This window comes from Pacificoceanicola onchidii (genome assembly GCF_004804335.1).
GTDB lineage: Bacteria > Pseudomonadota > Alphaproteobacteria > Rhodobacterales > Rhodobacteraceae > Pacificoceanicola > Pacificoceanicola onchidii.
The window spans coordinates 1-21916 of the sequence record NZ_SRXY01000014.1; the positions used below are offsets into that span (position 1 = coordinate 1).

At 63.5% G+C, this 21916-nt stretch carries 22 protein-coding genes; 7 read left to right on the plus strand and 15 right to left on the minus strand.

Translation table 11 applies throughout. The features are described 5' to 3' along the window. The 3 genes from E4662_RS23480 to E4662_RS23490 form a co-directional block, all read left to right on the plus strand. On the plus strand, window positions 1-1347 hold a 1347-nt coding region (locus E4662_RS23480; protein WP_136444081.1), incomplete at its 5' end, for an AAA family ATPase. 3 nt (window positions 1348-1350) lie between these two features. Continuing rightward, window positions 1351-2448, plus strand: coding sequence for a ParB/RepB/Spo0J family partition protein (locus tag E4662_RS23485; protein ID WP_136444082.1), 1098 nt, complete (start codon window positions 1351-1353; stop codon window positions 2446-2448). A gap of 452 nt (window positions 2449-2900) precedes the next feature. Continuing rightward, complete coding sequence (locus E4662_RS23490) at window positions 2901-4028, plus strand: TauD/TfdA family dioxygenase (RefSeq protein WP_136444083.1); 1128 nt, start codon at window positions 2901-2903, stop codon at window positions 4026-4028. A gap of 19 nt (window positions 4029-4047) precedes the next feature. Here E4662_RS23490 and E4662_RS23495 read toward each other — a convergent pair whose 3' ends face one another. From E4662_RS23495 to E4662_RS23505, 3 genes are all read right to left on the minus strand, one after another. After that, window positions 4048-5889: an EAL domain-containing protein gene (locus E4662_RS23495; RefSeq protein WP_168798072.1), complete on the minus strand. Its 1842-nt coding sequence runs from the start codon at window positions 5887-5889 to the stop codon at window positions 4048-4050. A 13-nt stretch (window positions 5890-5902) separates the two neighbouring features. Beyond that, complete coding sequence (locus tag E4662_RS23500; protein WP_136444085.1) at window positions 5903-6472, minus strand: heme NO-binding domain-containing protein; 570 nt, start codon at window positions 6470-6472, stop codon at window positions 5903-5905. Window positions 6473-6888: 416 nt separating this feature from the next. Further along, complete coding sequence (locus tag E4662_RS23505) at window positions 6889-7479, minus strand: hypothetical protein (protein ID WP_136444086.1); 591 nt, start codon at window positions 7477-7479, stop codon at window positions 6889-6891. Between the two features lie 156 nt (window positions 7480-7635). On the opposite strand from E4662_RS23505, the gene E4662_RS24395 reads away from it, so the two are divergent. From E4662_RS24395 to E4662_RS23520, 3 genes are all read left to right on the plus strand, one after another. Then, window positions 7636-8853: an MFS transporter gene (locus E4662_RS24395; protein ID WP_136444087.1), complete on the plus strand. Its 1218-nt coding sequence runs from the start codon at window positions 7636-7638 to the stop codon at window positions 8851-8853. 5 nt (window positions 8854-8858) lie between these two features. Further along, window positions 8859-10004: a flavin monoamine oxidase family protein gene (locus tag E4662_RS23515; protein ID WP_168798073.1), complete on the plus strand. Its 1146-nt coding sequence runs from the start codon at window positions 8859-8861 to the stop codon at window positions 10002-10004. 166 nt (window positions 10005-10170) lie between these two features. Continuing rightward, on the plus strand, window positions 10171-11259 hold the full coding sequence (locus tag E4662_RS23520) for an ankyrin repeat domain-containing protein (protein WP_136444089.1): 1089 nt from the start codon (window positions 10171-10173) through the stop codon (window positions 11257-11259). A gap of 20 nt (window positions 11260-11279) precedes the next feature. Here E4662_RS23520 and E4662_RS23525 read toward each other — a convergent pair whose 3' ends face one another. Genes E4662_RS23525 through E4662_RS23535 form a run of 3 tightly spaced genes read right to left on the minus strand, consistent with a single transcriptional unit; the run spans window position 11280 to window position 13279 of the window. Then, a complete protein-coding gene (locus E4662_RS23525; RefSeq protein WP_168798074.1) occupies window positions 11280-11987 on the minus strand; it encodes a 4'-phosphopantetheinyl transferase family protein in 708 nt (235 codons plus the stop codon). 50 nt (window positions 11988-12037) lie between these two features. Continuing rightward, window positions 12038-12565, minus strand: coding sequence for a hypothetical protein (locus tag E4662_RS23530; protein WP_136444091.1), 528 nt, complete (start codon window positions 12563-12565; stop codon window positions 12038-12040). A 33-nt stretch (window positions 12566-12598) separates the two neighbouring features. After that, window positions 12599-13279: an acyl-homoserine-lactone synthase gene (locus tag E4662_RS23535; protein WP_136444092.1), complete on the minus strand. Its 681-nt coding sequence runs from the start codon at window positions 13277-13279 to the stop codon at window positions 12599-12601. A 444-nt stretch (window positions 13280-13723) separates the two neighbouring features. Here E4662_RS23535 and E4662_RS23540 point away from each other — a divergent pair, with 444 nt between their 5' ends. Then, window positions 13724-14419, plus strand: coding sequence for a LuxR family transcriptional regulator (locus E4662_RS23540; protein WP_136444093.1), 696 nt, complete (start codon window positions 13724-13726; stop codon window positions 14417-14419). 178 nt (window positions 14420-14597) lie between these two features. Here E4662_RS23540 and E4662_RS23545 read toward each other — a convergent pair whose 3' ends face one another. The 9 genes from E4662_RS23545 to E4662_RS23585 are packed head-to-tail and all read right to left on the minus strand — an operon-like array spanning window position 14598 to window position 21915. Continuing rightward, on the minus strand, window positions 14598-15398 hold the full coding sequence (locus E4662_RS23545; RefSeq protein WP_136444094.1) for an alpha/beta hydrolase fold domain-containing protein: 801 nt from the start codon (window positions 15396-15398) through the stop codon (window positions 14598-14600). A gap of 9 nt (window positions 15399-15407) precedes the next feature. After that, a complete protein-coding gene (locus tag E4662_RS23550) occupies window positions 15408-16265 on the minus strand; it encodes a type 1 periplasmic-binding domain-containing protein (RefSeq protein WP_136444095.1) in 858 nt (285 codons plus the stop codon). Beyond that, on the minus strand, window positions 16262-17314 hold the full coding sequence (locus E4662_RS23555) for an NAD(P)/FAD-dependent oxidoreductase (RefSeq protein WP_136444096.1): 1053 nt from the start codon (window positions 17312-17314) through the stop codon (window positions 16262-16264). The genes E4662_RS23550 and E4662_RS23555 overlap by 4 nt, the downstream gene beginning before the upstream one ends. Then, the gene (locus E4662_RS23560) at window positions 17314-17709 is read right to left on the minus strand and encodes a cupin domain-containing protein (RefSeq protein ID WP_136444097.1); all 396 of its coding nucleotides are present in this window, start codon (window positions 17707-17709) and stop codon (window positions 17314-17316) included. Before E4662_RS23560 ends, E4662_RS23555 begins: the two co-directional genes overlap by 1 nt. 3 nt (window positions 17710-17712) lie before the next feature. Continuing rightward, window positions 17713-17973 carry an acyl carrier protein gene (locus tag E4662_RS23565; protein WP_136444098.1) on the minus strand — a complete coding sequence of 87 codons (261 nt, stop codon included), beginning with the start codon at window positions 17971-17973 and terminating at the stop codon, window positions 17713-17715. Continuing rightward, window positions 17963-19567, minus strand: coding sequence for an amino acid adenylation domain-containing protein (locus E4662_RS23570; protein ID WP_168798075.1), 1605 nt, complete (start codon window positions 19565-19567; stop codon window positions 17963-17965). The genes E4662_RS23565 and E4662_RS23570 overlap by 11 nt, the downstream gene beginning before the upstream one ends. After that, window positions 19564-20037: a GNAT family N-acetyltransferase gene (locus tag E4662_RS23575; protein WP_136444100.1), complete on the minus strand. Its 474-nt coding sequence runs from the start codon at window positions 20035-20037 to the stop codon at window positions 19564-19566. The genes E4662_RS23570 and E4662_RS23575 overlap by 4 nt, the downstream gene beginning before the upstream one ends. Next, window positions 20037-20519: a hypothetical protein gene (locus tag E4662_RS23580; RefSeq protein WP_136444101.1), complete on the minus strand. Its 483-nt coding sequence runs from the start codon at window positions 20517-20519 to the stop codon at window positions 20037-20039. Before E4662_RS23580 ends, E4662_RS23575 begins: the two co-directional genes overlap by 1 nt. Further along, window positions 20506-21915 carry a class I tRNA ligase family protein gene (locus E4662_RS23585; protein WP_168798076.1) on the minus strand — a complete coding sequence of 470 codons (1410 nt, stop codon included), beginning with the start codon at window positions 21913-21915 and terminating at the stop codon, window positions 20506-20508. Before E4662_RS23585 ends, E4662_RS23580 begins: the two co-directional genes overlap by 14 nt. Window position 21916: the final 1 nt, after the last annotated feature.

A 21916-nucleotide genomic window follows, 5' to 3' on the forward strand; every position in this document is an offset into this window, starting at 1 on the left:
GCCGCCGAAGGGCTCTCTGAGCCTATCACCACGGGCCGATTCGCCAAAGCCGCCGCCTTCGCCGCCAAGGGGCGCGATGATCTCGCGCGGCGCGGCTATATGCCGGACGGCAAGAAGCGCCTCCGCCGTTTCTCCACTTGGGAGATCTGCCGCTATCTGATCCCCGTCGCCCCGGCGCATTTCCGCCGCGTTCTGAAATCCAACCCGGACCTGCCCCAGGGCACCGGCGAGGGCGGCTCGAAATGGTTCACCCTTGAAGACGTGTTGCGTCTGCGCGATCACTTCGCCACCGAGGGCAGCGCCTCGCGTGAATACCGCCCTTGGCGTCCCGAAGGCGCGGCGGCCAAGACCATCGCCATCGCCAATTTCAAAGGCGGCGTGGGCAAGACTTCCACCTGCGCGCACCTCGCCATGTCCGCCGCGCTGGACGGCTACAAGGTCCTTGTCATCGACCTCGACAGCCAGGGCTCCATGACCTCCATTCTCGGCGGCACCGTGGCCGACGAATGGCAGACCGCCTTCCCCCTGCTCGCCAAACATTTCGCCACCCATATGGAGGCCGAAAACCGCGTGCGCGCGGCGGCGGGCCAAGCCCCCCTGCCCTTCGATGAAACCCTGACCGAGGCGCTGGGTTTCGACGCGAAACAGGTCATCCAGAAAACCCACTGGCCCAACATCGACCTCATCGGTGCCCAGCTCAATCTCTACTGGGCCGAGTTTCAGGTGCCTGTCTGGCGGATGCAATCGCGTGGCTGGCCGCTCTGGGACGCTCTGAACGGCTTCCTCGAATCCGAAGGCCTGCTTGACGAATACGATCTGATTTTCCTCGATACCCCCCCTGCCCTTGGCTACCTGACGATCAACGCGCTTTCCGCCGCTGACATCCTGCTGGTGCCGCTCGGCGCGTCTTTCCTCGAATTCGATTCCACGGGCCGGTTTTTTGACATGCTCTACTCCACCTTCGCCAGCATCGAAGAGGGAGAAAACGCCATGCGCCGCCGTGAAGGCCTCGACGAAGTGCGCTTTGAATGGGACGCGGTGCGCGCGCTCATCACCCGCTTTGACGCCGGGCAACAGACCGATCTGGCCAATGTCATTCAGGCCTATTTCGGCGACTTCATGACGACCTACCGGCAGGACTTTACGGCCATGGTTGGCCAGGCCGGCGAGCAGGTCTCCGGCATCTACGAGACCGATTACCGCGAGTTCAACCGCGACACCTACGTGCGCGGGCGCGAGACCTTTGACCGAACCTGGGCGGAGGTGAAAGAGTTGATCCTTGGCACATGGTGGCGTGACGTTAACATGCCGGACGATACCGCAACGGAAACGCAAGAGGAGGCGTAACCCATGGCCAAACGCCGCAAACTCACCGCCCCATCCGCCGAGGATCTGAGCCGTCTCGAAGAGGAGTTTCGCCGCGAAACCTCCCCCTCTCCCATGGCCCCCATCGCCCAGGTCGCCGCCGAAGCCGCCCGCGAGGCCCCTGTCTCCGATCCCGAAATCCGCGCCTCTCAGGCCCGCGATTCCGCCGATGCCCAGACCCTCAGGGACGCCGAAGCAGCGGGTCTTCTGATCCGCGAAATCCCGGTCGAGGAAATCGCCGCCGAGGATATGGTCCGCGACCGCGCCCAGATCACGCGGGAGGAGATGCAGGAGCTGGAGCTTTCCATCGAGCTCAACGGCCTGCGCCTGCCGATCGAAGTCTATGAACTCTCCGAAACCGACGGCGGGCCAGAGCGCTATGGCATCATCTCGGGCTATCGCCGCTACAAGGCTGTCAGCGGCATGTATGAACGCTGGAACGATCCGCGCCACGCCAAGATCAAGGCCATCGTCCGCGAGCCGGGATCGCTCGAAAAGGCCTTTGCCTCGATGGTCGAAGAGAACGAAATCCGGGTGAACCTCAGCCCCTTTGAACGGGGGCGGATCGTCTCGCTGGCGGTGCAAATGGGAGTCTTTCCCAGCACCCAGGTGGCCGTTGATCGCATGTTCGCCATGGCTTCAAAAGCCAAGCGCTCCAAGATCCGATCCTTCGCCGTGATCTTCGAAGAATTGGGCGACCTTTTGAACTTCCCCGAAGCCCTCAGCGAGAAGCAGGGTCTACGGCTTTCGGCGGCGCTGCGCGGCGGGGCGGACCGGACGCTGCGGGACACTCTGGGCGAGGCGGCACCGGCGGATTCGGCGGATGAATGGGATGTTCTGGAACCCATCGTGGCGGCCTTTGAAGACAATGCCCGGGACGAGCGCCGGGGTGGCAGGCCAAGCCGCAAGGGCAGGGCGGTTGGCAGCCCCGGGCGGGAGGTCAAGACGAGCACAGGCTTCACCATCCGGCGGGATGCGGATGAGAAAGGCTTCATGATCCGGGTCGGGGGCAGGCAGGTGGACTCGTTGCTGATGGACGATCTGGTCAGAGAGGTTCAGCGGCTTCTGGACAAGCCGAAGTAAGCCAAAAGGGCAGGGGGTTTCGCGGCGAAACCTCCCCGCGGATCACAGATCGGTTGCGTTTATGTGGATGGTGCGCGCGGTGCGTTTGCCCGCCCTTTCGTTGAGGCCCCGGATCAGGTCCGGGGCGGGTGAGATATGTGAGTGTGGGGTTACCTCCCTTGTGGGCGCGGCAGGGGATTGAAAATCAAGAGAAAATTCGGGGCCTTGCGGGACGTTCAGGATTTTACCGACCCCGCCTTTCGATTTTGTTTGACGGAAAAGCCGATCCCCGACTATTTCCGGATTCGTAGAGAATCCCCAGCGCCCGAAGTCTGATGCCAACCTGTCGCGACATTCCAGCCAAACTCGGGCGCAGGCCGGGTCATCCTTACAAGAAGGCCTATGACTGGTGGCCGCCGCCCTCTGTGATCTGAGTCCCCCTTTTTTCAAAACTCAGACCTCAGAGAGACACTATGACAATCGAAACAGCTTCCACGCCGGTTCAGATCGAACTGGCCAATACCCACGTGCGCATCACATGGCCCGACCACATGTTCGGGGATTTCCCCTTTGTCTGGCTGCGCGAAAATGATCCCGCCGGGTTCCACCCTCAGACGCAGGAGCGGATGACCGATCTGACCGCGATTGCGCTTGACCTGCGCGCCGCCCACGCATTCCAGTCCGGCAACGCGTTGCACGTGATCTGGGCCGGGACCGAGGCGGCCAGCGTCTATGACTTGGATTGGCTGCGGGCAAAGCGCCCCGGTCAGCCGGCGTTTGATGCGGCCGACACCGGTTTTGTGGCCTGGCGGGCCGAACTGTCACCCGCCGGCATTCCCCGCGCCAACGCGGGCGCTGTCATGGCGGACGATGGCGCGCTCAAGGATTGGCTGATCGCGGCGCGGCAATACGGGCTGAGCATCGTCGACCATCTGGAGGACAGCATCGAGGCGGGCACGGATGTGGCCAAGCGCATCGGGTTTCTGCGCGAAACCAACTTTGGCAAGACCTTTGAGGTGATTTCCAAGCCGAACCCGAACAACCTCGCTTATACGCCGGTGGCGCTGCCGCTGCATACGGATCTGACCAACCAGGAATTGCCGCCGGGTTTCCAGTTTTTGCATTGTCTGGCCAATGAGGCGGAGGGCGGTGCCTCGCTGTTCTGTGACGGTTATGCGGTGGCCGAGGATCTGAAGATCGAAGACCCGGACGCCTTCGACGCGCTGTGCGAGATTTCCATTCCGTTCCGGTTCCATGACGAGGAGACCGATATTCGCGCGCGCAAGCGGGTGATCACCTGTGACGAAAACGGTGCGGTGATCGAGATCTGTTTCAACGCGCATCTGGCGGATTTCCTCGACATCGCGCCGGAGCTGATGCCGCGCTATTACCGCGCCTATCAGCTGTTCATGGCCAAGACGCGGGATCCGAAGTACATCCTGCATCTGAAGCTGGCGGCGGGCGAGATGGTGGTGTTTGACAACCGGCGAGTGCTGCACGGGCGGTCTGCCTTTGATCCGAACACCGGGCGGCGGCATCTGCACGGCTGTTACGTGGACCGGGGTGAGTTCGAGAGCCGGTTGCGGGTTCTGTCACGTTAAGCCATTGATATAGTGATGATTAAGGGGCGCGCGCGGTGCCGCGCGCGTCCGGTTTCGGCGGTGCGGGCGTGTGGCTTCCGATCCACGTGAGCGCGGCATCGGGGGCCATGGGGCGACCGAAGTGGAAGCTCTGGAACAGGGTGCAGCCCATGGCGGTGAGGGCGGCGACGTCGGACTCATCATCGACGCCTTCGGCCAGCACTTCGAGGCCGAGGGTTCTGGCCATCCCGACCATGGACTGCGCAAGCGCGGATTTGCGCGGATCGGAGGCGACCCCGGCGGCGAAGGCGCGGTCGATTTTGACCAGCGAGATCGGCAGGTTCACCAGGCTTAGGATCGATGCGTAGCCGGTGCCGAAATCGTCGAGCGCGAGGGAGAACCCGGCCTGAACAAGGGTTTCGCAGGCGAAGGCGATCTGCTCCGAATTGTCATCGTAGAGGACGGATTCGACAATTTCGAGCATGACGCGAGACGGGTCCAGTTCGCGGCGGTCCAGATCCCAGAGCAGCACATCGCGAAAATGCGGATCGAGCAGGTCCCGGGTGGTGACGTTGAGCGACACCTTGGGCACATGGATGCCCTTTTTGTCCCAGCATTTCAGGGTGTTGAGCGCGGATCGGCGGATCTCGGAATCGAGATGCTGGATCAGCCCGGCGCGGTCGGTCACGCCGAGGAACTGCCCCGGGAAGACAACACCGCGCTCCGGGTGTTCCCAGCGGGCGAGGGCCTCGAAACCGATGAGCCTGCCGGTGGTTACGTCAACCTGAGGCTGCAGGTGCGCGACAAATTCCTGGGCGAGCAGGGCGCGGCGGATGTCGGCGGAGAGGCGCTGGAATGCGATGTGTTCGGAGAACAGTTCCGGCGTGCAAAGAAGGGCGGTGTTGCGCCCGGTGCGTTTGACTTCATACAGGGCGAGGTCGGCGCGATGCAGGATGTCGTCGGGGGTGAGCTGATCATCGGGGCGGGCGCGGGCGAGGCCGATGCTGGCGCCGATGGTCAGGGTTTCGTCCATGAAGGCGAACGGCTCGGAAATCTGCTTGATGACGTCGCGGGCGAGGGTCTGCAGCTCTTTCTCCGGCCACTCCCCGAGCAGGACGCCGACAAATTCGTCGCCGCCGAGGCGGGCGCACATGGCCTCGGGTCCGATTACGGACTGGATGGCCTTGGCCGAGTGTTGCAGGGCGACGTCGCCGGCGGCGTGGCCGAAGGTGTCGTTGATCTCCTTGAACTTGTCGAGGTCGATATGCAGCACGGTCAAAGGGGTGCGGGACAGGGCGATGGTGAGGTGCTTCATCAGGGCACGGCGGTTGGGCCGTTCGGTCAGCACGTCATGGTTGGCCAGATGTTCTGCCGCGTCGCGGGCGGCGCGGAGCTTTTCGGACTGGCGTTTGCTGTCGGTGAGCATGTCCTCCTGCATGGCGAGCAGGGGCAGGATGTCGGCGCTGCCGTCGGACGGGCTGAAATCGGAGGTCTTGAGACCATGGATTTCGACAAAACGGCGGGCGTTGACCCCCGGTGTCAGGGCGAGCAGCAGTTGTTCGACCCCGGCGTGGGTAACCTTGACCACCATGCCGTAGAGCTTGAGCGGCAGGGTGCCCTGCCGGGCCGGGGCCTCCACCACGAGGCGCTGGCCGATGGCGTCAGAGAGGCGCTTGTCCGGGTCCAGCCGGAACGGTTTGAGCACCTTCAGCGCCTCATTGACGGGCTGGCCGATCAGCGCGTCCTGATTGGACACCTTGGCCAGCGATGGCCCGACGTGCTGCACCGTGCCGTCCGGGCAGAGCAGGACATAGAACGGAAAAACCCGCTCCACCACCTCCGGGGTGATGCTGATGGCGTTGAAGAGAGGGGTGTTACGCACGGCCAGCCGCCTGTCATGCTGCGGAAGAGGCTTCCGCGCTCTCGATCCGAACCGAGAAGACATCATGGTCGCTGTCTTTTCCCCGGTATTCCAATTGGTTGATCCGAACCGATACGCCGCTGTCCTGTGCCATGCCGCGCAGCAGGCCGACGACCATGGGCGCGAGCCCCTCGCGGCTGGAATAATAATGCAGGCGATGATTGCCGTCGGGCCGTTCTTCGAAATCGAAGCCGGGCGGGTTCAGATGCGGCATCGTCGTCTTGACCATTTCATGCATTTCGTCGAGCCCGCGAATGCGGTCGATCAGCGTTTCGCTGCCCTGATCGACCAGCTTGCCGACAGAGGTCTGCTTCGAAAAACCGACCCAATATTCGCCAAAGACCTCCAGCACCGTTTCGGCGGGCAGGCTCAGGGTTTCGCTGACCGCGCCGACAAGGGCATAGGTCTGGCCGTCGTCATAAGAGGCCATGTTTTCAAATTCTTCATCCGTGACGCCCGCCTTGTCACAGATGGCCTGCCACGTGGCCTCCCCGTGCGAGTCGAGGATGAAGGTGCGAATACCGTTGTTTACCAATCCGTACATCGTCTTTCCCGTGAGTTCCCGTGTGGCCGGTTCTGGCACAGGGGCGGCTGACGGTTCGTAAAGACGGTTCGGCTATTTGTTTAAAAGGCTTTGGAGTGTCGGAAGGCGTATCTACCTTGAGGCCAGAAAGCAGGCGGACAAATACGCGTACCACATTGACCCCAGAAAAGAGAGGCCCAGTAAGAGTTTCGGGGTCTCGATGAGTACTGGGAACACCGAAACGGCGGTTGAAAACAAGATGATTGGTGCAAAGAAGTAGAAAACGATCCGCCAGTGTCGTCCTTCGAAGTCTTCTATGATGCGTCTTGGGGTCATTGGATTATTGAGGCGTTTCGAGTTGGCCCCGATTCAGTCTGAGGCCCTGAGAAAGCTGGACCGCGCGCCTGCCCGGGCGCGGCCCGGTTTTTGCGGGGACGTCAGGCCGAGGCGCGTTTCTTTGCCTGTTTGCGGCCCGCGAAGCCCAGGATCATGAGGCCCGCGCCGAGCAGGGGCAGGGCCGGGGGGACGGGGACCGGGGCGAGGGTGGAGGCGAAGGCGACAATGCCGGTGTAGGGTGTGGACCCGACGCCCTGCCAGCCGGAGGAGAGATAGGCCACGGATTCGCGGAAAATACCCTGTCCGATGCAGCCACCGTCATTGACGAGACACCAACTGGCGGAGCTCGTGGACGCATTGCCGGAGAAGACGATGGTGTTGTTTGTGAGTTTGCTGAAATCATAGAGCAGTTGAGTGGCCGTCGCAGAGACGGAATCGCCCTGAATGAAGAACAACCCGCCATCGCCAAGAGACAGGGACGCCGGCGAGGCCGGCAGACCCCCTGAAGTCAGGGTCAGCGAATACCCGACGATATTGCTGGTGCCGAGCGTGCCAAGTGTGCCATCGGTTTCGATGGTGCCGGTGATCAGGGCGGAGCCGACGGAGCGGTCAACCGTATAGGTGATGGCCTGAGCCGCGCTGGAGGCAAAGACGGCGGCGGCGAGGACCGCAGAGGCGATGAGAGACTTCATAATCGTACTCCTTTGATTCAAGTTATCCCGATCAGCTTGCCCGCTTGGGGTCTTTGCATCAAGCGTCACGGCTGTCGGCAGTGCAGCGTGGTTAATCGGCGCTTGTTTCTGCGCGGGCGGTCGGGGAGAGTTGGGGCAGTGCAAGGGGGTTCCGACATGGCCGCACCGCTTCTGATCCGAAACGTCAATTTCCGCCTGCTGTTTGGCGCGGGCACACTGACCAATCTGGGCGACGGGCTGATTGCGCTGGCGCTGCCGTGGCTGGCGACGCTGATGACGCAGGATGCGGTGGCCATTGCGGCTGTGGCGGCGGCGGGGCGCTTGCCGTGGCTGCTTTTCGCGGTGCCCGCCGGGGTGATCATTGACCGGGCGGATCATCGCAAGCTGATTGCGCGCACGGATTTGCTCCGGGCGGCGATTGTGCTGGCGATCCTGATGCTGGCGATGAATGAGCCGGTGGCCGGGGCGGTCTGGGTTCTGGCGGGGCTGGCGTTTCTGCTCGGCTCGGCAGAGGTGCTGCGGGACAACGCGGCGCAGACCATGCTGCCGTCGATTGTCGAGGCCGACGATCTGGAAGTGGCCAATGGCCAGCTGTGGAGCAGCGAGCAGCTGACGGGGCAGTTCATTGGCCCGCCTCTGGCCGGAGTGCTGATCGCGGCTGGGATTGGCATTCCGTTTGGCGTGGATGCGGCGTTGCTGGTGCTGGCGGCGGGGCTGGTCTGGATGATCTCGCTGGCGCCGAAAACGCCGGTGCAGAGCGATTTTCGCACGGCTTTGAAGGAAGGGATCGCCTTTATGCGAGGGGATCCGCTGTTGCTGCGGCTGGCGATTGTGCTGGGGGCGGCGAATTTCATCGCCATGGGGACGATCACCGTGCAGGTGCTGTTTGCGCAGGATGTTCTGGGCCTGCCGGCCTATGCCTATGGCTGGGTGCTCTCGGCGGCGGCGGTGGGGGCGATTTGCGGGAGCCTCCTGACGCCGCGGATGGTGGCTCTGCTCGGCACACAGATGTGCCTCTACCTGTCGATTGCCACATGGGGGATCGGCTACGCCGTGGTCGGCCTGAGCGGGTCCGGCGTGGTCATGGGGGCGGCGCTGTTCTGCGTGATGGCGGCGGCGATGCTGTGGAACGTGATCACGGTGTCCTGGCGGCAAAGGCGCATTCCCGGCGCGTTGCTGGGCCGGGTGAACAGCATCTACCGGTTTTTCGGCTGGGGCTCGATGCCCTTGGGGGCCTTGGCCGCGGGGCTATGCGTGTCGCTTCTGGAAAACGATCTGGGGCGCGAGATGGCGCTTCGGGCGACGTTTTTGATGGCAGGCGGGGCCTGTGCGCTTTTGCTGGGTTACGCGGTGCTGCGGTTGCGGCTGGAGTGACCAGGATGGATCGCAGACGATTTCTGGGCCTGACCGGAGCGGCGCTGCTGGGCGCGCCGGGGCTGCTTAGGGCGCAGGGCGCGCGGCATGTGACGGTGATTGGCGCGGGCAGCGCGGGGCTGACGGCGGCCTATCATCTGGTCAAGGCGGGTGTGGATGTACAGGTTTTGGAGGCCGCGCCACGCGTTGGCGGGCGGATGAAACGGCTGACCGGTTTTGCCGATGTGCCGCTGGATCTGGGGGCCGAATGGATCCACGAAGAACCGGGCGTGCTGGGGCGGATGCTGGGCGCGGGGGAGACGGACCTTGGGGTTGAGACAATCGACTATCGCCCGCAAAGCTACCAGTTCTGGCACAAGGGCAAGCGAAACGATTTCAACGCCCTGCGCCACGCCTATGAGGAGGTGAAGTTCTACGACACCACGTGGTACGGCTTTTTCGAAACCCATGTTCTGCCGCATCTGGCCGGACGTGTGACGTTGAAGGCGGCTGTGGAATATCTGGCGGAAGATGGGGCCGGGGTGGCGGTGCATCTGGCGGATGGGCGCGTGCTGCGCACCGATCAGGTGCTGGTGACGGTGCCGATCTCGGTACTGAAACAGGGCGGGCTGGGGTTTGCGGAGAGCCTCGCGCCCGCGCTGGAGGAACTGCAGCAGGTTGATTTTGGCAGCGGTTTCAAAGTGTTCATGCGGTTTTCGGAGCGGTTTTACCCGGACATGCTGTTTCAGGGATCGCGCGCCCGCGTGTTGTCGGACACCTGGGCGGAGAAGCTCTATTACGACGCGGCGTTCGGCAAACCGACGCAAGAGAATATCCTTGGTCTGTTCACCGTCTCCGATGGCCCGCTGCCGCGTGCCGGTATGACGGATGCGGCGCTGCTCGCGGATGTGCGCAGGGAACTGGCCGAGATATTCGGCCCCGTGGCAGAGCGCGCATTCCTCGGCGGGGTGGTGCAGAACTGGGGCCGGGAGCCGCATATCCGGGGCAGCTATTCCATGGGCAACACCAGCGATTGGGACGTGGCGGAGATGCTCGAGCCGGTGGCGGGCAAGGTCTTCTTTGCCGGGGAAGCGCTGGGGGGCGATGCGCAATCCACAGTCCACGGCGCGGCGTTCTCTGCCATGGCGGCGGTGGAGGAGATGACGGGGTAGGGCGGGCTTTGGATTGCAAAAGCCGCGCCCTGCGGTATCCTGAGCAGGCGTTTGGAGGCGCATCCAGCCTGCGGAAAGGACCGAGTCCACTCCCTATGACGACCTGTCAGATGAACTGACCTTTTGGCGACTGATGCAGGTGGCCCGCCATGGAAAGGAAAGTTCCATGCCGACAAAATGGCTCCCCGATTCCGCGAATTTGACCCATCTGAAACATCAGGCCAAAGACCTGCTGCGGGATTTTCGCGCCGGGCACATGTCTGCCTATCAACGGGTGCGCGAGTTTCACCCGAAGTTCGCCGGTGTTGCCGATGACGCGATGCCGGGGCGGAGTTTTGCGCTGAGCGATGCGCAGCTGTCGATTGCCCGTGAATATGGCTATGCCTCGTGGCCCCGGCTGCGGGCGGTGATTGCGGAGCGCAATCACGAAGAGCTTGTGCTGACCCACAATGACCGGCTGCCGGATGGCCCGTTCAAACAGGCGCTGGATTTCATGGATGCCGGGGACGCGGCACGGCTGACGGCGCATCTGGCGCAGCATCCGGGGCTGATCCGTGAGAGGGCGCATTTTGAGGGTGGGAATTACTTCCAGACGCCGACGCTGCTGGAGTTTCTGCCGGAGAATCCGACGCGGCAGGAACGGCTGCCGGAAAATGCGATTGCCATTGCCGAGATCCTTCTGGCGGCGGGCGCGCAGGAGAACCTTGCAGCGTTGACCGAAACGCTTGGGTTGGCGGCGTCGGGGCGGGTGTGCCGGGAGGCCGGGGTGCAGGGGCCGCTGTTGCGGCTGTTGTGCAAGCATGGGGCGGATCCGGCGACGGCGATGCACACGGCTTTGGCGCATGAGGAATTTGACGCGGCGCGGGTTCTGATCGACTGCGGTGCGGCTTTGGATCTGCCTGCGGCGGCGGCGCTGGATGAGCGCGCGGCGGTGGCGCGGTTGGCGGTCGGGGCCGGGGAGGGGGCTTTGCAGCTGGCCCTGGCTTTGGCGGCCAATGCCGGGCGCACGGAAGTGGTGCAGAGCCTGCTCGCGGCGGGGGCTGACCCGAACCGCTACAACCCGCCGGGTGGGCACAGCCATTGCACGCCGCTGCACTCGGCGGTTGCGATGGGGCGGTTGGACACGGTGAAGGCTCTGGTGGACGGTGGGGCCGATCTGTCGATCCCGGACATTCACAATGGCTCGACGCCTTTGGGATGGGCGGCGTACCTGGGGCAGGACGAGATTGCGGCGTATCTGAAGTCCTTGGGCTGAGGCGCAGGCGTAGGCCCGTCTCAGGCCCGCATCCAGGTCAGCACGCGGTCCGGGGCGATTTCATAGTGCACGGCAAAGCGGGTGCCGGAGGGCAGGGTTTGGTGCAGGTCTTCGGTCAGTTCAAGGGTGAGGGTCTGCCCGGCGGGCGGGGCGGTCAGGGTGGCGGCGGTGAAGCCGAAGAAGCGCTGAACCGTGGGATGCAGCGCCTTGAACAGGGTTTCCTTGGCGGAAAAGAGCAAGGTTGCGGCTTGGCTGTAGGGCAGGGGGGCGGCGGTCAGGTGATCGCCGTCCACGCCGCAAAGGGCGGTTTTGGTGATGGCCTCAAGCGCGGAGCCGGTGGCGATGGCTTCGATGTCGATGCCGGGGTGGCCTTCGGCGGCGGGCAGCAGCAGGCAGGCGACATGGCCGCGGGCGTGGCTGATCGAGCCGGTCAGATGATCCGGCCAGAGCGGCGCGCGGCTGTCGGCGCTGGGGATTTGCGCGGGCGCGTGGCCGAGGGATTCCTGAGCGAGCCGGGCAAGGGTGCGCCCCGCGAGATACTCGGCCCGGCGCTTGTCCACGGCGCGGGAGAGGCGTTCGGGGAAGGTGATGTCCAGAGCATCGAACAGATCCCGGTGATAGCGGGCCAGATCAAAGCGCGCGGTGAGCCGGGTGCCGCCCCAGAGCGGGCGCTGCTCTGGCATGGTCAGGAAGCCATCGGTCAGGGCGGGAAGATCCGGGACAGTCATGCGCCGCAGACTGGCAGGTTTGGGATGGGGTTTGCAATTGCTTTGCGGCCCTACCCCTTCCGGCCCGCCCATGTCTCGTAGAGCTGCGCCGCGTGTTTCGGATCGCGTTCGGAGACCTGCTGGAAGTAGGCCTTGGACGCCTCCGGATCGCCGCTTTCCCGCGCCGCTTCGGAAAGCAGCACCGCGCACCAGTCGGCGCACCAGTCCGGCAAGTCTTCGCGGCCGAAATCCGATTCCGCCAGATTGGCCCGTGCCAGATCGTAGTGCTCCGGCTTGCCTGCTGTGGCGGCGGCGGCATAGGCGCAGCCCGCGACGAAGCGCAGGGCGTGGGCCTCGGTGCCGGTCATGTCGCGGGCGCGTTCCAGAGCGGCATCAAGCAGGGCAGTGCCAGCGCGGATATAGGGCTCGCTGCGGAGCGGATCGGCGTAGCTGCCGGCCTTGAGCAGCAGCACGCTGCCCTTGGTTCCGACCCCGGCCCAGGCGCCGCCGCTGCGGTCGATGTGCTCTTCGGCGGCGGCGAGGGCGCGGGTGTAGGCGTCGGGGCGCGCCTCAAGGATTTCCAGTAGGACATTCAGCATGGGATGCTTTCACAGTGGTCAAAGGGGCGGGTTTCAGACCCGCATGGAGGGCAGGGCGGCAAGCGCGGCGGGCGGCAGGGAAACGGCGGGGATCGGAGCATCCGCGAGAAGCTCGCCAGACAGGTTATGACGATCGCGCAGATCGTCAAGGATGTCTTCGCTCACTTCGAAAGAGGCGCAGTAGACCGGGCGGCGGCCATACTCATGCGCCGAGCCGTGGGTGTCGAACTTCAGACCGGCGCGGCGATAGACGCGGGACATGCTGGCCTCGAAATTCGACACAAGGCGGGAAATACCCAGACCGACGGCCATTTCGCAAAGCGCCACGAAGAGTGTATTGAAGGCATCCGCCGGAGCGAGACCCGGCATATCGCGGTTCAGGGCGGCTTCATTCACGCACATGCGGGTGCCTTCCCAAACGTCGGGGCGGGCCAGGCCGGGGTTGTTGCCGTGGGTGGCATAAAACACATCGTGCAGGAGGGTCGGGCCGGAGGTTGGCAGCAGGCGCAACCCCCCGTAGATTGTTTGGCGGTCATCGCTGCACCAGATGAGGTAAGTTGCTCCAATGTCATCATATTCATCCCGTTCAATGTCGCCGTCCACCGGCACATCCCATTCCAGTTGATCAAAGAACACGCACTTGCGCAGGCGGTAAAAAGCGGTGAGAAGATCGGCGTTTTCGGTGTGCTGGTGAGGCTGGATCGAGATGTACATGTGAGGCTCCTATTCGCTGGTGCCTCGACGCTATGTCTCTCAGATCATTGTAAAAATTCCCGCAGTTGAACGCCTCGATTCCGCCCCGCACAATTGAGGGGTGGCGCGATTTTAAGGTTTTGTTTACCTTCCTTAAGGTTTGACCGCCGGAATGGTCCGGAGTTGTGTTTTCATTTTGCCTAATTTTTAGGCGAAAGTTTGCCGCATTTCAGGGGGCGGGCCGTGGTGTCTAAAGTTATCCGGGTTATGCAACCTAAAGGATATTGACTTACGGAAGGTAATCCGCAAACGATCCCGGAATGCGTTTCGAGATGACTTTGTATCGCCAATACTCTGCCGCGCCTTTGGCGCTCTTGGGACATTGGCGATCCTCAGTTCGGGAGATTTCTCGAAACGCTGTAATGCGAACAGGGGGTCGAAATATTGGTCGAAACGGAACGCTTCATGCAATTGCGCAGTGATATTATCTTGTCTGGCTCTGTTCAGGAGTCGATTGCGCTTCTGACCGATTTTTTCGAGGTCGAATTTTTTACCCTGCACCTGTTCCGCAATGGTAAAGAGGCGAACAATACGCCTTATGTGCGTACGAATTATCCCGACGGTTGGGTGGCGCAATACCTGATGAATGATTTCGTCAAGATCGACCCGGTTCTGATGCACGCCGAAGGCACGGATGATCCGTTCTGCTGGTCCGAGATCACGCTTGATCTGCCGCAGATGCAGTTGATGGAAAAGGCGATTGCCTCGGGGATTGGGCAGACCGGCTTTACCGTCAGCTACCGCGATCCGGTGAACCGGCGCAGCATCCTGTCGTTCAACGCGCAACAAGCGCAGGGCGGGGATACCTGGAAGCCGTTTTTGGAAGAGAACGGTGAGGCCTTGCAGGGTTTGGCGGAAGATCTGCACATGAAGGCGCTGGCCGAAGTGTTCAGCGAGATGGAAGAGCTGCCGCAGCTTTCCCCGCGCGAGAGCGAGTGCCTCAAGTGGACCGCCGAGGGCAAGGCCCATACGGAGATCGCGATTATCCTCGGGCTGAGCGAACATACGGTGCGCAGTTATCTGAAGGTGGCGCGCATCAAGCTGGACTCGGTTTCGCTGGCGCAAGCCGTGGCGAAAGCGTCCCAGATGGGGTTGATTTGATCGCTTGAGCTGAAGGCCGCATGCGCCAAGCCCGACCTCGGGTGGGCGATCAATGCACATGTTCTGATCGTTGTATTTGAAAGCCTTGCTGTCGCGCATTTGTTGCAGGACATCGCCAGAAAGCCCTCCCGGGGGGGAGGTCGGGCTTGGCGCATGCGCGCCGGTTGGTGCGGTCAGACTAGGCATAAGCCTTCACCTTCAGAAAATCTGCGATCTGGCTGACTGCTGTTGCGGCGGCGTTGCTGGCTCCGCTGAACAGGCAGAAGTCATGCGGAAGGCCGGGGTGTTCTGTCACTTTGGCGTTTGATTTCAGAGCAAAGGCGCGGGCTTGCGGCGCGAGGATGTCGGCTTCGGCGATGTGGACCGATGTGCGGGGCAAGGTCAGAGGGGCCGCGCCGAGCGGCGTGATAAAGGTATAAAACCAATCCATCATGGATGTGTCGAGGAAGTGCCCGGTCCCATAGGGATCGGCGGGATCCGTGGCAAGATCCGTGACCGGATAGAGCATATGCAGATCGGTAACGCCGGGCATATGGGCAAGCTGCGCCGCCAGCAAACCGCCAACGCTGTCGCCCATCAGCGTGATGCGCGGATGGCGGGCGGTGATCTGGCGCAGGGTCGCTTCAAGGTGGGCGCGGATCAGCGGGGCTTTGGTTTCGGGCGCCTTGGGGTAGTCGAGGGCAAGCACGGTGCGCCCGGTTTGTGCGGCGATCTGGGCGAGGAAGGGCGTGAAAACCTCGGTGTCGTAATATACCAGCCCGCCGCCGTGGATGTAGACAATCGGATCGGCCCCGAATTGTGCGGGGATGAGGCGGCGGCCGTAACGCGCATGCTCAACCCGGACCGTGTCGGGCAGGGCAGGGGCGCTGCGGGCGGCCCATGTGGCGGCGGCGGCGCGGCCATAGTCCGGCGCATCCTGAGGATTGCCTTTCATGAACATGCGGCGAAAGGCGGCGAGTTTGCGGAAATCGGCGTGCATGGGCTGTCCTCAGGCGGGTTGGCGGGCGGGTGTGACGGGTTTGAGCGTGAAGCTGCGCGGGTTCGCCTCGCGCCGGGTGTCGAACGTCAGTGGGCCGAGCACGGTGTCGAACGTGGGGCCTCGCTGGGCGGCAACCTGAAGCGCGGCGATGGTCTCCCAGGCGTACGTGCCGGGGGCGGGATTGGCGCGCAGGATGGCCTCGGCAATGGGGCCGCGCGGCTTGGGGGCGAGCGCGGCGACGGTGACTTTGGTCTGTGTCAGATCCAGGCCCGCGGCGGCAAGATCGGCGGCGAGGGTCGGCGCGTCGGCATCATCGGTCAGGATGATATGGCGGGCGCGGGTTTTGGCGGCGAGTTGTAGCGAGGTGGCGTAAAGGCCGGAGATCAGCACGGTGTCCGGCGCGCTTTGTGGCTGGAAGGTGGGGCTTTGCTGGACCATCTGAACAACGGAATCGCCATGGGCGGAGCCGTCGGAGAGGGCGGCGTGGATCGGGGTTTTGACCTCTGTGCAGAGCCAATCGACATAAGCGGCGTCATGATCGCAGATGCGATAGGTTGTGGCGTTCTGCGTGAGGTCGGCGCGGGTGGCGGCGGGCAGGAAAAGCTTGAGACCGGCCATGGCATAGAGCGGGGCGGCGACCTGCGCGGCGGAAGAGGCGAAGTGGCCGACGATGGCGTGGGGCCGGAAAGAGAGGATCTGGCGCGCGGCCTGCGCCGCCCCGCCTGCGCTGGCGAGATCGTCAAAGAGGGTGATCTGAACATCCTTTGGCAAGGCATGATCCTGCGCCAGTTCCACCGCCCGCAGGAAAGTGGGGGTGTGGATCGAGCGCGCGGGATCGAGGCAGGCGACGGCGGCAATGCGGATCATAGCGCGCCCTTTGCTTTCCAAGAGGAAACGAGCGATTGCGCCAGCGACGGTATGTATTTTGCGCCGCGCCCGGAGAAGCCGCAGAAGGCCCCGGCGGTGTCTTCGCCCGGCTCCTGAAGGTAGGGCAGGAAGTCGGCGGTGTAGCCATCGTGGCCGACGTGCAGCGAAAGGGCGTTGTAATCGTCGCTTTCCAGAAGCGATTGGCGGTGGGCGGTGTTCTGGGCCATGGCGGTGGGTTCATCCACATCGAGCGATTCCGGCATGGCGGAGCGGGCAGGGGCCGCGCCGCCGACGTAGAAATGGCCGGGCTGGCCGGGGCGCAGATAGCAGCCCTGTTCTTCGTCGATGAGGCAGACGGCAGGGTGTTTTTCCTGTGATGAGGTGAAGGACGACAGCACGATGGAGCGGGTTTCCACGGCTTGCGGGCGATCGAGAAGGTGCGGCGCGGCCCCGGTGGCGACAATCACGCGGCGGGCATTGAGGCCGCCAAAGCCGGTTTCGACCCGCATGTGACCATTATGCGGGACAACGCGCAACACGCGCACGCCTTCGACGGCGGAGGCTCCCATGGTTTGGGCGCGGTCGGTCAGGGCGCGGGCGGCGACGCGGGGGTTGATGTGACCGGCGTGCGGCTCCCAGATGGCGACGCGTTTGTCGCGGGCAAAGCGGGGGTTGAGGGCAGAGCAGCGGTCCTCAACGGCCTCGGCCGGGACAAGCTCCATGTCGGGGCAGGCGTTGCCCATGCGGGCGAGGAAGTTTTCGGCGGTCTGGACGTTTTCGTCCTTGAGGAAATAGGCGAGGCCGATGGGGGTGTAGACCTCCGGGTGCTCGGCTCCGAACTCGCGCCAGAAGCGCAGCCCGGCGACGGCGTATTCGGCAAGCTCCGGCTGGGGATCATAGACCCGGACCATGCCGCGCGAATGCGCCGTTGCTCCGGCCCCGCCGACCACGCGGTCCTCCAGCATCACGGCGGAAAAGCCGCTTTGCTGGCAGGCGTAGAGCAGAGAGGAGCCGGACAGCCCGCCGCCGATGATGACGACGTCTTCCATCACGCGGCCTCCGCTTTCTCTTTGGTTTTGGCCTCATTGGCTTGGTAGCGGGCGACGTCTTCGCTGCTCCACCAGACGGTGTAGAAGTGAAACGGCTTGTCGGTGCTGTTGCGGATGAAATGGTCCATGCCGCGCGGGATCATGACCACGTCACCCTGGGAGATGTGCGAGGATTTGCCGTCAAGGATGACCTCGGCGCTGCCCTGAATGGCGATGAACATTTCGTCCTCATCAGAGGGGCTGTTCACATGGGCCAGCGTGTCGTCGCCGGGGCGCACGATGCAGTAGCCACCGCCAAAGGGCGGCTCGATGCCGTCCCAGGGAAAGGTGCGGATGCCGTCGAGGCCATATTCATAGTGCAGTTTGTCGCGGGAGAATTTGCGGATCAATTCCATGGGTCAGGCTGCCTTTTGCTGAAAGGTGGAGAGGAGGGCTGTGAAATCGGCGAGGCTTTGCGGCGGCTCAACGCCATCAAGGACGGTTTCGAGATCCGCGCCGTAGCGCTCGGCAAACTCCATGATCAGATCAACAACCATCAGGCTGTCGATGCCCAGATCGTTCAGCGTGGCGGCGGGATCGCGCAGGGCGGCGGCGTCGATATCAGGGCGGCGCGCGGCGATTTCACTGGTCAGGGCGTGGTGGATGAGATCATTCGGCATGGGTTTTCTCGGCTGTCTGGGGGGCGAAGAGGCCCGTGTCTTGCATGGTGAAGGCGGCGGCGGTGGTGTCCGATGCGGCGGCTTGCAGACGTTTCAGTAGGGTTTTCTCGTCGGTCTTGCCGGAGGTGCTGAGGGTGATTTCCGCCCCTTGGGCAAGGATCGTGGGCCGCATGTAGGCGGGCAGCTGCATGGCGAGGTATTGGCGCAGGCGGGGCAGGGCACCTGCGTCTTCGGAGAAGGCGATCAGGGCAATCTCCTTTTCGCGCCGCTCGACAAGGCCGATGGCAACGCGGTCAATGCCCGGCAGGGAGAGCGCAAGCTGGCGGATCTCGCCAAGGTGAATGCGCTTGCCTTTGAGCTTTACCTCATCATCGCGGCGGCCAACGAATTGGATGGTCCCGTCATCGAGGCGTTTGCAGATGTCGCCGGAGCGGTAGTAGCGCAGGCCGTCCCGTTCAAAGATCACCTCGGCGGTGAGGTCCGGGCGTTCAAAATAACCGGCCATGACCAGCGGGCCGCCGATGCAAAGCTCGCCTTCGTTTGCGTCATTGCCGTCTTCATCGAGCAAGAGGAGCGAGACGTCGCGCAGGGGCGTGCCAATGGGGAAGCTGGCCTCGCGCCCGGTGTCGGCGGCCTTAATGTGATGGCAGAGGCAGACAATCGTGGCCTCGGTCGGGCCATAGGCGTTGATCACGCGGGCGTTCGGCAGGGCAGAGACCCAAGTGTTGATGATCTTGGGATCGCAGACTTCGGCCCCGGTCATCACCATTTCCAATTCCGGGAAGCTGCTGGCGGCGATGCTTTGCAGCGGGGTGGAGATCAGGGTGAGGATCGTCGAGACGGCGATCATATGGGTGATCTTCTGGCTCGCCATGATCTTGCGGATGATCGCGCCCATATAGAGGCCACGGTACTGGTAGGAAAACGCGCCAATGGCGAGCGGCAGGAGGGTGTCTTCGATCGAGACATCGAAGTGGAAGGGGGCAAAGCTGAGCACGCGGGAGGCGGGGGTAAAACGCAGCACCTCATTGTGCGCCACGAAATAGCGCGAGAGGTTTTCATGCGTGATTTCAACGCCTTTGGGTGTGCCGGTGCTGCCCGATGTGAAGATGATATAGGCCAGATCATCCGGCGCGCGGGCCGGGATGTCGAAGGGTTTGGGCGTGGATTTATTGGCCGCCAGCGCGGCGATTTCCTCGGGCTGGATCACCGGGCAGATGGCGGCGGCATAGGGCTTTTCCAGCGCCAGCACGCAGGAGGGGCGAATGCGCGCAACAAGGGTATCAAGCCGGGCCACGGGCGCGTCCTGATCGAGCGGCACATAGACCGCACCGCATTTCCAGATCGCCAGAGCCAGGGCGGGCATCAGCGCGGATTTGGTGGCGATGACGGCTACGCGATCACCGGGGTTTGTGCCATGGGCGCGCAGGCGGGACGCGATGCGCCATGCGAGGGCCTCAAGCTGGGCAAAACTCAGGGTTTGCTTGCCGTCAGTGATGGCGTCTTTGTCCGGGGTGTTTTCAAGCCCGTAGGCGAGCAGGTTGCCCAGATCGAACAGGCCATGATCGGCGGTGATGGCGGCGAGATGGGTCATGCGACAGCCCTTTCCTCGAAGAGGCTCGGCACCGAGCGGGTGAAACGGCGTTTGGGCAGTTCGCGCGCGCCGATGTGGCGGTAAAAGCCAAGGCCGAGCGCGTTGTCCGGCGGGGTCTGCCATTCGATGGCGGGGATGCCCCGTTCGGCGGCGAAGAGATCGAGCGTCTCCATCATCTGCTTGCCAAGGCCGAGACCGCGGGCGGCCTCGGTCAGGTAGAGGCAGTCGAGATAAAGGAAGGCGGCGGCGTTCCATGTGGAGTAATCGACGGTGGCGCTCATGTAGCCAATCAGCTGATCGTCCTGCTCTGCCACCCAGATCAGCAGGCGGGTGCTGTGCCCGAAGGCAAGGCGTTCCAGCCCGGCGCGGTTCGGAAACCCGTGTTGGAAGGGGAAGCCTTCATAGGCGGCGTGGGCTTCGATGAGTTTGACCAATTGGGCCATATCGGAGGGTTTTGCGGCGCGGATCATCAGACGTACCCCTCAAACCCGAGGGAGAGGTAATCGGCGAGCACCGCGTCGGTCAGCTCGGCGGGCTTTTGTTCGAGCACGGAGCGGACCCAGAGATCACGCTCGTATTTGTAGATCTCAAGCTCCCAGACGCAGGTGATGACGTTGAGGTGGTCGAGGCTCTCCATTTTGGGCTCGGCGCTGTCAAACTCGTCGATCAGGAAGGCGCGCAGGCGCAGCATGTTGGCGTCGTACCACGTGTTGGTAAGGGTATAGAGGCCATCACCCGCCCAGTGCAGGATGCCGAAACCGATCTTGTGATCTTCTTCAAGCTCCGGGTCGGGCAGGCCTTTGCCCAGAAGCTCCTTGATTTTCTCCGTCGAGGGGACGGGCGGGTTGCCGTAGGACGGGGCGATGAGCGAGTAGACCTTGAGCCGGTGATCGCCGATCTCGTGGGTGCCGAGGAAGGAGACTTTGCGCGGGGCGTATTCAAACGAGTTCATGGGTCTTGCTTTCGGTTTTCAGGGCGGTGAGGCCGGGCATGATGGGGGCGGCGAGGGCCGCGAGGGTGGCATAGCCGGAGGGCTGTTTGGCGGCAGGGGCGGCTTGGATCGCCTCAAAGAGGGCCATGATCGCTCGCGCCTGACGCTGCATGGAGAAGGCTTCTGGCGATTGCGCAGCGCGGGCAGCGAGCGCGGCAGGGTGGCTTTCCCAAGTGGCGCTTGGGGTGCCTGCGCCGGACCGGATCGCGGCGTTCATCGGGGTGTAGACCTCTGTGACCCAATCCTTGAACTCCGCCAGCGAGAAGTTCTCGACCTGCTCTTCGGGGGCGTTCAGCGCGGTGAAGAGGCGGATGGCGTCGAGCGGGTATTGGCCGGTGACGTCCTTGATCCAGATGGCGTTGCCGCGGCTGGTGGAGAAATCATCGCCGTCCAGTTTCAGGAAACGGTTGGTCAGGAAGGTGCCAAGCTGCGGGCCGTCCGGGTCACAGATTTGCTGAACCCCGTAGGCGACGGCGTGGCTGTAGGAACAGTCAAAGCCGAGGAAGTGGATCAGTTCCGTGGACGGCGACCACCAATCGGCAAAGCGGCCTTTTTGCGGGGCGTCTTCGAGGTGGGCTTTGACGGCGGCGCGGTAGCCGGCGAGGCCCATGAACCATGTGTGGACCGGCTCACCCCCGAACCGCGCCACGGGCAGGCCCGCGTCGCCGGGGCGGGTGATGGGCCATGTGTCGGCGGTGTTGGACAGGTTCTCGGCAAGGAAGTGCAGAAGGTCATCGCGCATGGGGCGTGCGGCGTGACGCTTGGCCAGTTCCGGGAAGTGGTGGCCAAGGTGCCAGACGGTGGCCTCCTGTTCGCGCAGGACCGTGGGCAGGCCGGTGGTGATGCTGGTGACGTTCGTCATCTGTAAAGGATCAGGCTTGCCCGCGCAGTTTTCGCATTGCGAGGCGTCGGTGCTTGCGCCGCAGTGGTTGCAGTCGCCGCGTGCAAAGGCCTCATGGCCCCATTTGCCGTCGGCTTCGCTGTAGTGGACCTTGACGGTCTCGCGGGTGAGATCGTCAGACACGCAATCGAGGTAGTGGTTCACGCTTTCCGCGAACCACGGGTTGTCCCCGGAGGAGGGGAAGGCGTCAAACGCACAGCCCGCCAGATCGGCAGAGAGGGTGATGGCGCGGTGCATCAGGGCGGCGTAGTCCTGAGGATCGCGGCCAATGGCCTCGGCCTTGCGCGGCATGTAGCTTTGATAGTCGTCCGAGTAGCAGACCATGAGAACCTCATGGCCCTGCGCCTCCAGCCCGCGCCGCATGACGTCGGCGGCCATGAACGGGCCAGAGAGGTGGCCGAGGTGCAGATCGCCGTTGGGCGTTGGCGGGGTGACGGTGACGATATAACGGGCCATC